Here is a 12,261-nt window from a genome sequence, read left to right as displayed (position 1 = left end):
AACCGATGTGCTAAATTAGGAGAGATGAGCAGATGGCAACAGCACTAATTCAACAACAGATTGTGGCGCTGCGGCGAATAATTGCCGCTAATTCTAATCTAGAAGGCTTGGTCTTAGGCGCTGGTTCATTAGCACCAAAATTTGTTCTGATTGCTGAGGCACCCGGCAAAAAAGAAATCGAATTAGGTCGCGGTTTTGTTGGCCCATCTGGTCAAGAATTGCAGCAATGGTTGGATTATCTTAGGGTGACACGTACAGAAATTTATATGACCGCAGTCGTTCGGGCACGGCCAATTCGGATCAAGAATGATTCGAAGCGCGATCGGCCACCGACGAAAACAGAAATTAAAGAATTTGCCCCGTTTTTAGATAGTGAGTTGGCGCAGTTGAATACTGACGTGATTGTCGTGCTGGGCAACACGGCGTTGCATAGATTGCTTGGTCAAGATTACAAAATCTCCCAAGTTCATGGTCAACTTATTAGGCACACGATTCGCGAATATCGATCAGCAACGGGTCAATTTGAATTTGGCACGAAAGTTTGGACGATCATGCCACTTTTTCATCCGTCCTATATTCGGCGTTTTGCTAAGCAGAATCGGCCGTTAGCGCAGGCAGACTTGGTTAAGCTGAAAACATTTTTAACAGATAAATAGAAATATTTGGCGCAATAAAGTCATTATGCTCGTTGCTAACCGATAGAATCTGATCTCCACAAACTTGAGTGTAAGCATCAACGTCATAACTCGGATATTAGTTTCTATAAGGTGTCAGCCAGCGGTTCAATGACTAAAAATTGTCTAAAAATTTAACATTTATGTAAGCAATATGTAGAACACTATCTAGGTAAATCTAGATAGTGTTTTTATTTGCCCGCGAATTGATTTATCGCGACATTGACTGTACATGCCTTTTTTGTGTGGCAACTTGTAGCGATTGAAGGTGTTAGCTTGCAATGTCTTTTCTCTCTCGTTAGTGCAGTCAGTCTAGCGCTTAAGTTAAGCAATTATTAGGTGGTTAAAACGGCAAAGTTAGCGAGCAAATCTATCTTTTGTTTCACGGCAGCACAAAAATAAGAAGTGGAAATTTTCGTCCCACTTCAACTTCTAATTTATCGCAAAACTTTGTTCATGGCCTTGCCCTTAGCAACTTCATCGACAAGTTTGTCGAGGTAACGGATCTGTTGCATCAAGGGGTCTGCGATGTTTTCGACACGAATGCCGCAGATCACGCCGGTAATTAAAGAGGCCCGCGGATTAATTGTGGCGTTTTTAAAAAATGTTTCAAGATCCACGTCGTCGGTAATTTGTGCCTGAATGGCTGGCGCATCATAGCCAGTCAACCATTCGATAATTTGGTTAAGTTCGTCGAGAGTATGGTCTTTTCGTGCCAGCTTTTCAACATAAAGTGGATAAATTGCCGCAAATTTTAGGTGATAGACACGTGTGTTCGCCAAGTGCAAAACCTCCTTTAGCGTTGGCGCTTAGCTCCAAAAAGTCTGGGTATTTGCTTTATCAGTAATGTTGAATTGAATTAGCTTACGAAATAAGTCCTGATTAATGTCTGCGGTCCAAGGAATCTGAAATAATTTTTTCGTATTCGAATATCCTGTTGCGTTAATTTCGGGTAGGAATTTAGCCAGTGCCTTATCTTCGACGGCGACGGCCATGTGTGCCTTGGCAACACTGAAGCCGATAATGAATGTGCCGTGATCGGTCAACATGGGTTGATTCCAAGCAATTCTCAATTGTAGATTAGGAAATTCGCGCTGAATCCAAGCAATCAAGTCAGCAAGTTTGGCTGCATGTTCTGGATCGGGGATGGCATCGAGGAACTCTTTTAATGTGTTGTATTTAGCCATGGTGCACCTCCAAATAGGATTGATAAGAATTAAGTGGTGATAATGCTGCTTGAATTATACGCAATTACCGATAACAACGTCAATCAAAGACGACTCAGATGCAATTGCTTGCTAAAATTTTATCGCCGATCTCGGCTATCGTTAACTTAGAAAAGTTTTGCAGTTGCTAAATTGACGATTAGTAATTTACAGCATCAGCAAACACAAGAAGTAAATCGTCAGGTGGTTGGATAAATAGTTTCAAGAAATGACTGAAGAGATTTTGCAACGGATTCAAATCCTAGGTAATTCAAGATACTTAGCTCTTGATCAATCATGGAAATTTGAAAGGTAGCGCCAGCGTCAACAATTTTTTTCAGAATTAGATAGGTGATACGATCACTAGCGTACGCCTTGTTTTGTGTTAGGGAATCATATCCTGGGAGTAATTCAGCGAGAATATGAAGATCTTGCCTCTTTATCAAAGTCATACCAACATTATTGAAGAAATCTAATAGTTGATCTTGGTAGTGAGGATTTTTAGTGTACTCGTACATTCTAGAAATATTAGTTTTGTATGAATTTAGAATGTATACCGATGGGAAGAAAGAAAGGCCATCAACAAATAAAGCCAATTCAAAGCGTCCCCATGTATCGACTTGATTCAAATAATTAGTCAGGTATTGAATTTTACTTTGGTCTGTGGATGTGTGTGAAAGAGAATTAACATCAATTGTGAATAGGCAAGATAATAAGTGATAATATTTGTCGTTCGTTGATTGATAGAGTTCGTCTAGTTGATCTAAATAATCTTTATGCTGTACGGCGTTATGAAGACTAGAAATACCTTTTTGAAAGATGCTTTGCTTGAAAGATAGTTCACCATCATTCAGGGCAAACATAAATTCTTCGATAGTTATATTCATTTTATCAAGGATCTGGAAAAGTGTTTCTGCTGATATTCTAGTGCCACGCTGTTCAAACCTTGTTAGCGCTTCGCGAGAGCAGATACCTTCCGCCAAAAAATTCTGTGATAAGTTGCGATTTTGGCGCAATTCGCGAACTGATTCATTAATTTTCCTCAATTACTCACCTACTCAAAATTAAATTGGGCACATAGCGTCACCAAGTGCACACACTTTTAAAAGTTTACGATATATTAGTAACATGCTAATTGCAAGTTTTAAAGGGATTATATTTCGTTGCTTTAAGGTGATTAGCCAACTTCTAAACTTCGGTGATGTTATTATCACTTAAATATTTCTTTAACATAGCTTCCCATTTTTCTTGGTGAAGTAAGGTAACTAATTGCCAAACATTATTTAAATTTTGATTCAATTCAACTTTATCGCCGAATTTTCGGAAATTATCGACACTGTGAAAGAAGAGGCGAAGAATAGCGCTGACACAAGTATGATCATTTTCCTCAAGCGAGTAAAGTTTTTGCTTGAAAGTTTTAATTAATTCTGAATCTTGACGGTGAATGCCTAGTCCAATACCGTTTTGACACAAATAAACAATTGTATTTGTAAAATAAATTGTTTCTTGGTATTCCTCGGTTAATGGTAGTACGTTTTTAAGCACAAAGTTAATATATTCGGAATTAAAAATGTACATACAATTCGAAAACATGATAATTTCAAAATGGCCCCACGTTTCGATCTTGTTTAGATAGTTTTTAACTCTTGTCGCCAAAGTGTCATAACTTTCTGATGTGGATTGACCATGTTTCACTTTGCTTAGTAACTCGTTTTGGATGTATAAATAAAAGAAGTAGTTATCACCACTCTCAGTATATTTTTCAAGCAATAATTTGCTATTTGCTTGAGCCTCATGTGCATCATTACCATTCAAATATTGTGAAAAGCTATGTTTTTTGGAAGGATTTTTCTGGCGATACATAAATTCATATTCTTCTAGCGTAATATTTAAGCGATTCAAATATTTGATTGCATGGGGCAAGCTAATGTCAGTCTCCCTCAACTCAAAAGATGATAAAGCAGTTCGACTAGTAATGTCCTTAGCTAGTTGTTCCTGAGTAAGACCACGTTCTAGACGAAGCTTTCGAAATAATTGGCCATCGTTCATTTATGAGCACCTCAATTAATTTATGACGCAATACTTAACAAACAAAACTTTTTTCAAATCAATACATTATATTTATTTCTATACTTATTTTAACGTTAAGGAAAGGTGATGTTCAACATGAATTTAGTGAATACAGAATTGTCGTGGTGAATTTCACAATTTTCCACAATAAAGACCTTGTTTAAATTTTGGGGTATGGCTATGGTGAATTTCAACAGTCGCAATATTTCGATCCATGCAAGCAGAAATGCAACAGAAACAGATCGACGACAGCTTTCTTGATTTCATTGATGAAATCGTCAAGGTTCTGAGTCGACAATAATCTTTTTCAGGGGTGAATGATATGCTGATTTTTAAATTTGGGAAGAAGTCCAAGCTCATCAATTATTTGTTTTGGACGGTAATAGATAGTCTGCAAAGTGTGTTCATGGCTTTTATTCTGGGTAGATTCATTGCGGCGGCGACTAAGGCGAACATGGCACTCTTCTTGCAAAATAGCGTGATTGCAATTGTTGGGTTTCTCATTTTTTGTGGCGTTAGTTTGCTACAAGTTAATGCAGAAACGCGTTATGTCGCTTCGGCAAACTTGGAGATCAAGCAGATCATGATCAAAGAGTTGTTAACGGGAGCACCGCAGAATAAGGCGATTTCGGAGAATATTTCTTTCATGACCAATGATTTGAAATTATTGGAAACCAATGGCATTACAGCAGAAATGAACATCGTCTCGAATCTGTTAACTTTTGCTTTTGCATTGGTTGCTTCCTTAACTTATGATATTTGGACGACGCTGGTATTCTTCGCGGGATCGTTAGTGCCGATTTTAATTTCTAGTTTTACGCAAGGTAAGATTAGTGCACGTGGTAAAGAATGGTCGCAAGCCAATGCCGGTTTTACGAATCGGCTCAAAGATATTTTAACCGGTAAACGGACGATTCGCACTTATCAAGCTGAAGCAACGCTGGGTCAGAAATTAGTTGCGTTGGGTGCAAACTTAGAGGATAGTCTGCGACGCATGAACTTGACGATTGGCGTTGTGAATTCGTTAGCTTATACGGTCGCGATGCTCACGGCGATGACTGTGCCGTTTGGTGTTGGTGTTTATCGCATTATTTTGGGCTCATTAACATTAGCCGGCTTTGTTTCTGTGATGCAATTGTCGAATAGTATCGCCAATCCCTTGATGGCCATTGTTGGCGCGAACAACCAACGGCAAACTGTTTCCGAGATTCAAGAACGGGTACTCAATGCTCAGCGCAATCAATCTCAAGAAAAGGGTCAGCAGGAACTGGATCATGAGCAGACAATCAGTGCCTTCAATGACTTGCAGTTGCATGATCTTGCCGTTACTGTTGATCAGCGTGAATTATTCAAGCAATTAAATTTAAAAATTTCGTCAGGTGAAAAAGTATTGATCATGGCACCTTCTGGTTTCGGTAAATCAACTTTATTAGAAGTTTTACAAGGCGAACTTGTTCCTAGCGCCGGCGGTTATACGTTCAACGGTCAGCCGATTGCTAAATTTTCGTCAGCTGACATTGAACAGCAATTCGCTTGGATCAGCCAGAAACCATTTGCCTTTGACGATACCATTCAATTTAATCTGACTTTAGGTCAAACATTTAGTGTTAGTCAAATTCAACAAGCACTTCAGCATGCTGGCCTACCGCAATTTAGCACGAGCGAAGGTTTAAATTATCAAGTCGGTGAAAACGGTCAGAATCTTTCTGGTGGCGAACTACAACGATTAGAAATTGCGCGAGCACAATTATATGACCGGCCGATTATTCTGGCTGATGAAGCAACTTCTTCACTTGATCAGCAAACTGCCGAACAAATTCATCAGTTGTTTATGGCGAGTCACAAAACACTAATTGAAGTTGCTCATCAAGTTGCTGAAGAGCAACTAAAAGATTACGACCAAATTATTCGCTTGGATCAAGTGACAGTTCACGCTTAAATCATAGAAGTTAACTGAAAATGCCAGAAAGCACTTAAGTAACTTACCGATTTAGGAAAAAAGCGAGTTTGAAAAAATTATGCAGTAGTCATCCTCTCAAAAAGATGTTTTTGGTTGCGCTTTTATATCACGCATGCTATGCTCTCTTTACTTATGATTTAATAACGAATTAAAAATCATGACGGTGGGGGAAATTTAAGATGAGGTCGGCAAAAGAACCCGGTGGTTGTCGATGTTGGCATCGTATCAATTGGTCTGCTAGTTACTAGTCAGGCCTATTTGTCGTTTGTTCAAATAATGACACTCGAGAAAGCACGACTAGCGATCAAGGTGTAGGAAAACACAACTCGCAATCAAGACATAAGCAAGTATGAGGGTGAAAAGATGAAAATAACGCGTGAGTCTGCTCGAGGTATTGCAAAAATCGCAGTGCTATTTTGTTTGGTTTTGTTGATACTCATGAATCGACAATATTTGGGATTCAAGCTGATACATTGGGCCGGAAGTCAATCTAGAGACGTTTACGGAGTGTATAACTGGGGGTTCGCCAGGACGATTACTGTGCCGAAAGAAAATGAGCATCGTTCTGTGACTTATGATTTGAGTTATCATTACAGTTTTTCTGACACTTTAGGTTCTGATACGCCAATTTCTAAACTTCAGCTTTCAGATGTCGAAGCGGATGACGGATATTATGAAGACATCACGTATGACCTTATAAACAAGAAGATACAGTATCTTTATTACAATTCAAATGAAGAGGGTGGTGGTAACTCGACCACTGTGACTGAGACCTATTCGCTTGCTGGGGGAACACAACATCTGCGTCGTGTAAAACGCAAAATTGACGCGAGCTATGATGATCCAAAAGTCGAGCAACAAGAGCAGCAAAACGCGGAAAAGCATGTCACAGGAGAAAAGAAGATTGCGTGGTTGCTAGCTCACAGATTGTCATGGACGACTGCTCGACGTGTTACGGCTAAATGCAGACTGCAAGCGGAGTCACCTCACCAGAAATATCTCGCGGATCAAGCTTCGAAAAAACGGAGCGAAGAAAAATATCAACGTGAAAATAAGGAAGGACTTGCCGAAGGGAAACGTTATTATAAAAAAGCGTATGTGCCACAATTTTCTGATACCCAGTGGCGAAAATATATTACGTTACGAGCGACTCAATTGCACCTCGCCAAGCCACAGATTGTGATTAGAACCATCGGCACCGGCTGGACGAAAAAGTATGATAGGCTCGGAAGTCTTGATGAGCAGTTGACCGGTATCTTGGGGGGAATTGATCCTAAGAATACACAGGAAGAACACTTTTATTTTGTCATTAGTAACGGCGTCGAGTACCTTGTCGTGTTGCCAAGCACACACCTTCTTAATACAGAAGGGTTAAGCCTTAATGAGGGCGTATTTGAAGGTGATGAACAATATACGGACTATTTGCGGAATCTTGGAAAAGTTGACTATGAGAATTTTACTTATGGAACTTTTATCATGAAGAACCAAACACCTTCGAGTAAAGAGGTAGCAGGGAATATCATGCTTATCGCGCCGGAATCCGCTGATGATTCAGAGTAACTTCCTAGCGACAATCGTGATGAGTGGCGCTCGATTTCAGCTTATTGAACGTTTTTGGTGACAATTATCTCACTGGCAGAATTAGTTGCGGCGAATTGATCGCTAGACGTTCACCTTGTTCACTGTAGTTGCAATGACGATATGAAAAAAGTCCAACCTACTTGTCTAGAGGTTGGACTTTTTCGCACGTTTTGCAATTAGCTTATTTCTTCGTTGCAGTTAAGGCGCAATACGCAGAAATGGTAATTTCAAAATATAGATTGTATTTTACTGTGGTTGATCAAGCTATTACCTGGTTAGTGTCTCAGCTATGAGTTCTTTGATTAGGCTGAAATTAGTAGTTCAAATTAGAAAACATATTGATTGCGGAGCTGGCAAAAATACCACCAAAAATGATTGAGATAATGAAATATGCAAAGGCTAAAATAACCATGCCTAGAATATACGCATAAACGCGATCAAAATTGGTTGTTGCTTGTGCTTTAAATACTTGGGTAACAAAGGCAACGCTGAATAAAAGGATGGTGAGCGCTAATAAGAAGAATACAAAACCTTTAGTATCACCCAACAACGAGAAAAGTAGTGCGCCAGCCGATACGAAGACAGCGATATTTGTAAAGTGGGCGTAATTATTTAATGAATTGAGATAGTTATAACGCTTGTCTCCCAAGAACGCATACGCAACGACATAACTAATGCTTGCTGTTACAAATTCAAAGAGAGCAATCATGATCAATAATTCAATGAAAGCCTTGAAGCCTAACTTGTTTTGACTAGTGCTTGTTCCCAATAAACTATCAATAGTACCAGTTGCACTACCAATCGTTGAATTCGTCACGTTGAAAACTGACCAAGCACTAAATAACGCGGTAACAATCAGACTGGTCAAGCCAAAATATTGATGGAAATTCTTATCAATTGTAAATGGATGTTTAACTGAATCTAATAAGTAACTCCAGTAGCCACGTGCATATTCTTTCGTTGCTTCAACATTAGGATTAGGCTCAGTTGCAGCCTGTTGTTGATTTGGTTGAACTGGTTCTGCTTGCTGCGCTTGTTGTGTTGTATCCTGTGTTGTTGCTTGTGCTGCAGCCTGTTGTTGATGATTAGCAGCATCAGCAGCTGTTGATTGGACATTGTTGGTATTGCCATTCGTTGTTGCTTCTGTTGGTGTGACATTACTAAGATTGAAGCCACATGCCGTACAGAATTTTGCGGTTGCGCTCATTTCAGCACCACAGTTTGGACAGATTTTACTCATGATTATTCCTCCATAAATCAAATTGATTGTTGGTGACTAATTAATAGTCGGCCTTTTTATCTTCGACTTTTTTGCCTAATTCGTAACTTACTAAACGATAATCATTGTCGTGCACCTTATTAACTTGGCCGACATATTGGAACACTTGCGTATGCGTGCCGCCATCGAGATAGAACACATACTCAACATTAAAGATAACCTTAGCCTGATTCTTGGCTATTGGATAAACGTGTTTAAAATCAGTACTAACACTGACGCTATCAATCGTGTCATCATCGTTGTAACCTTCAACCATCTTAACCAGGTCTTGATAATATTTATTGCTACTACCATCTGTAAATAGATTAGCAAGGTCGTCTTCGGTGTTGCTGTCAGCACTGCTGGCTAAATATGAAACATCATCATAAATAGATGAAATCAAATACCCAGCGTTATCATGACTAATGACGCCAGGATAACCAACAGAAATCTCCATTCCATCTTGACCAGCAATAGAAACGGCGCGTGATGTTACCTTGCCATTACCCGTATCGTAAACCTCTGTTAACTTACTGGTATCTGTAACTGGATAATTATTGATCTCTAATTGACGATATTGGTCAATCTTACCAACTTCGGAACCATCAATCATGACAGTGGCATCAGGATAGCCTACTGCAGTCAAACTAATTGTTTGAAATTCAAGATCGATGTTCGTGTCACCAGAACTATTGACAAAGTCGCGTGTTGTTTCAGTGGTTACATTTTTACCACTAATTTTTGCTTTAGCGGTGAAAATATATTGACCCGGAACTAGTGGACCAACTTCTTTATCGGCAACTTGACCAGTCGTTCCTAACTTGGTTCCGGAAATACTAACTTTCGTCCCAGCAGTATTGGTGGTAATTCGTGGATAAACACCCTTAATTTCGAATTTATAGGTTGGGAAAAATAACATCCGTTTTCCTGAAGGCACAAAAGAATAGCTTGAACCATTCTTTAAGCTGTCAATGACCGAGTGGTGTTTAGCCAGGTAACTTAAAAATGGTTTGATACTTTGTTTGGTTAATTTTAGTTCAGTATCATCTGTGGTTAAGTAACCTAACGAAGCGTTGGTATCATTATTACTCAATGCTGTGATTGCGCGATCCAATTGCTTTTCCGGATTATAATAACTCTTAGCATAGAAGTAACCGGCAATTAGAATAATTCCTAACGCTGAGAGTAGACTCACTAAGATCTTTTTGCGCTTGGACATTGGTGGCTTATGTACGGCTGTGCGTCGCTGCGCTGTTGCATGCTGTGATTGTGCTTGAGTGCCCGTTTGTGCTGTCGTAGTATTATCATTAGTGGCTTTTTGCGTTTCAGTCGCTTGACTTTGATTAGATTGATCCTTAAAATAATCAGCTAAATTAAAGCCACAGTTACCACAAAAAGCCGCCCCTTTTTCAACTTCGTGACCACAATTAGGACAGAAAAATTTACCCTGGTCCATATTTACTCCTCCATAAATTTAATTGCAAAAAATAGCTGCCCACTATTTGTCGGCTATTATACAAATAATAATCTCTTATCTTGTTGATTATACCGCATCACAATGATATGTTGTATCAGAATTTGCAATTTTTTGTGCATAAGTGAATATTTACTTCAGGTAAACAGGATTTCAGCCATGATGACGATAAATTGCGGATGAAAGGAGGTACTTAATTTGAATGATGTTATTGATTTAGTAATTAACGATAATTAAGTAGGGTGCTGTAGTCACAACAAGCGTACAAAATCTAACTTTATAAGTTGGGTCCGTTGCATCAGTATCATTTCTTGATCGCAGACATAGTATGACGTGGTTTAAGGATAACTTTAGAAAATTATTCGTTGGTTCTATAAAGACCGTTAAATACGGCCAAATTGTCTTTCGGTATAGAATTATTAAGCGTGTTGCACACGACTTTCGTATGCTCCTAGTATTCTTCTCTAGCTTACTTGAGACTGTCATCCGTAATACCAGTGCCGTTTTTTCTAATACGCAGGGTCTCTAGGCGCATCAAGCAACACATTATTATTTGCTCCAATCTAGCCTGTGTTAAAAATTTATATCATCCCATATTTTCTTCGGAACTTCCTTAAATGGTTTATTCGTCAGAATAGCCTCGTTAATATCATGTGCCATAGCTCTAAGACCATTGTTTAACTGGTCGGGATAATTAACGATATTCACAGGATTCCACCAGCCAATCATTCTACTAGGCATTTTAGTTTTAAAGTGTTGTTCATATTTAGCTTGTAATTGATCTGCTTTGCTAAGTATCTCTTTAATATCAGCTGTTGAATAAGTCTTGATAGGTATAGAACTCTTACATCATTCAGTCATTATCACGACCTCCATATCACTATTATTACTTACATATTATGCTACTAATGATTAGAGAAACAACTAGGAAAATTAACTGTTGTATTATTTTTATAGTCTGTTCAATTCGTGGTTGAATACAAAAATAGGCGATGATTTCATCGACTTAATAACTACCCTTGTGTGATTTTATGCGCCATTATTGCATCGGTTAGTGTCTGTGAGAAGTTTAAATTCAATTCGTGGACAATTTTATCTGCCCACTTTGGAATGGTTAAAGTTTTTTTAATTGGTGTATCTCCGTTGAGGTACTCTGATAAGTCTACGGTAACCATAGATATAAAGGACTTCTCGGGATCATATTCTAACTTGAAGTCTTTATCGTCTTTAAACGGATCATTCTTAACGAGTGATAGGGCGTTGATAGGTGAGGGCTTAGGAATATCAATATCATGTTCAATATCATAAGCCACAGTACCACCTAACCAATCTGCGGCCATATACATCGCATCTGAAATATCTGTTCCTTGTGTTGCTGAGTTTTCAAAATCAGGAAACGTCACGAAATATTTAGTTTTTTCGGACTCATCATAATAAAACAATGCAGGATATGATACTCTCATAAGTTTATACCTCCCAAAAAAGATAAAGAAGCAGGACTATAAAAGCCCAGCTTCCTTTCTTATCCCTCGTTCAGTGTACTTGTTCAGTTCACCGTGTGGGACAGTGATAGGTCGCTTGCCAGGCATTTCCATTTTGATATGGGATCCCTTGCCCCCGTCTGTTTTTATCCAGCCTTTGGACTTTAGCAGTTTGACCATTCTTTTTGCGTCATAGGCATTGCGCATATACCTCTTGACAGAATATATTATAACACGTACTATACGTATCACCGATTAATCGATAAATTAACTTATCAATTGATGACATCTTTTTATTCTTGTTCTACAATCTTTCAAATAGTACTTATTTATTTGTGTGCGGTGGTATAACTATACAGCGTCTGTCTTTGAGTTTACTGTCAGATAAGATTGCATAGGAAAGAACATCATCAAAATAGCAACTTTACTAATTTGAGTGACGGTCATATTGATGGCTATTTAAGACAATTATATACAACTCAATAAGATTTAGAGAAAACAAAAACCCGATAACAACAGGCTTTTGCACCTGTATATTATCGGGTAAAGTATGAAAAA

At 38.7% G+C, this 12,261-nt stretch carries 10 protein-coding genes and 1 pseudogene; 3 read left to right on the top strand and 8 right to left on the bottom strand.

The genetic code is table 11. The features are described from left to right. Positions 1 to 32: 32 nt before the first annotated feature. A complete protein-coding gene (locus tag EKM65_RS07000; RefSeq protein WP_125607025.1) occupies positions 33 to 656 on the top strand; it encodes a uracil-DNA glycosylase in 624 nt (207 codons plus the stop codon). Between the two features lie 455 nt (positions 657 to 1,111). Here EKM65_RS07000 and EKM65_RS06995 read toward each other — a convergent pair whose 3' ends face one another. The 4 genes from EKM65_RS06995 to EKM65_RS06980 form a co-directional block, all read right to left on the bottom strand. Next, positions 1,112 to 1,456, bottom strand: a complete 345-nt coding sequence (locus tag EKM65_RS06995) for a DUF2200 domain-containing protein (RefSeq protein ID WP_125607023.1) — start codon at positions 1,454 to 1,456, stop codon at positions 1,112 to 1,114. A gap of 27 nt (positions 1,457 to 1,483) precedes the next feature. Further along, a complete protein-coding gene (locus EKM65_RS06990; RefSeq protein ID WP_125607021.1) occupies positions 1,484 to 1,861 on the bottom strand; it encodes an iron chaperone in 378 nt (125 codons plus the stop codon). A 218-nt stretch (positions 1,862 to 2,079) separates the two neighbouring features. Next, a complete protein-coding gene (locus EKM65_RS06985; RefSeq protein ID WP_125607019.1) occupies positions 2,080 to 2,925 on the bottom strand; it encodes a helix-turn-helix domain-containing protein in 846 nt (281 codons plus the stop codon). 142 nt (positions 2,926 to 3,067) lie between these two features. After that, a complete protein-coding gene (locus EKM65_RS06980) occupies positions 3,068 to 3,928 on the bottom strand; it encodes an Rgg/GadR/MutR family transcriptional regulator (protein WP_125607017.1) in 861 nt (286 codons plus the stop codon). Between the two features lie 343 nt (positions 3,929 to 4,271). Between EKM65_RS06980 and EKM65_RS06975 the strand changes: the two genes are divergently transcribed. Then, on the top strand, positions 4,272 to 5,888 hold the full coding sequence (locus tag EKM65_RS06975) for an ATP-binding cassette domain-containing protein (RefSeq protein WP_125607015.1): 1,617 nt from the start codon (positions 4,272 to 4,274) through the stop codon (positions 5,886 to 5,888). Positions 5,889 to 6,272: 384 nt separating this feature from the next. Continuing rightward, positions 6,273 to 7,469, top strand: a complete 1,197-nt coding sequence (locus EKM65_RS06970) for a hypothetical protein (protein WP_125607013.1) — start codon at positions 6,273 to 6,275, stop codon at positions 7,467 to 7,469. Positions 7,470 to 7,803: 334 nt separating this feature from the next. On the opposite strand, the gene EKM65_RS06965 is transcribed toward EKM65_RS06970, so the two are convergent. The 4 genes and pseudogenes from EKM65_RS06965 to EKM65_RS06950 all read right to left on the bottom strand — a co-directional run bounded on the left by EKM65_RS06965 (position 7,804) and on the right by EKM65_RS06950 (position 11,903). Further along, positions 7,804 to 8,730 (bottom strand): zinc ribbon domain-containing protein, encoded by a 927-nt coding sequence (locus EKM65_RS06965; protein ID WP_125607011.1) that lies wholly within the window; start codon positions 8,728 to 8,730, stop codon positions 7,804 to 7,806. 40 nt (positions 8,731 to 8,770) lie between these two features. Beyond that, the gene (locus tag EKM65_RS06960; RefSeq protein ID WP_125607009.1) at positions 8,771 to 10,204 is read right to left on the bottom strand and encodes a zinc ribbon domain-containing protein; all 1,434 of its coding nucleotides are present in this window, start codon (positions 10,202 to 10,204) and stop codon (positions 8,771 to 8,773) included. A 1,031-nt stretch (positions 10,205 to 11,235) separates the two neighbouring features. Continuing rightward, positions 11,236 to 11,685 (bottom strand): type II toxin-antitoxin system HicB family antitoxin, encoded by a 450-nt coding sequence (locus EKM65_RS06955; RefSeq protein WP_125607007.1) that lies wholly within the window; start codon positions 11,683 to 11,685, stop codon positions 11,236 to 11,238. A 36-nt stretch (positions 11,686 to 11,721) separates the two neighbouring features. Then, a pseudogene (locus EKM65_RS06950) lies at positions 11,722 to 11,903 on the bottom strand (type II toxin-antitoxin system HicA family toxin). Between the last annotated feature and the right edge of the window lie 358 nt (positions 11,904 to 12,261).

This window comes from Lapidilactobacillus bayanensis (assembly GCF_003946695.1).
GTDB classification, from domain to species: Bacteria; Bacillota; Bacilli; order Lactobacillales; family Lactobacillaceae; genus Lapidilactobacillus; species Lapidilactobacillus bayanensis.
Note: the sequence above shows the minus strand (reverse complement) of the source record. Positions and strands in the feature narration are given on the sequence as shown.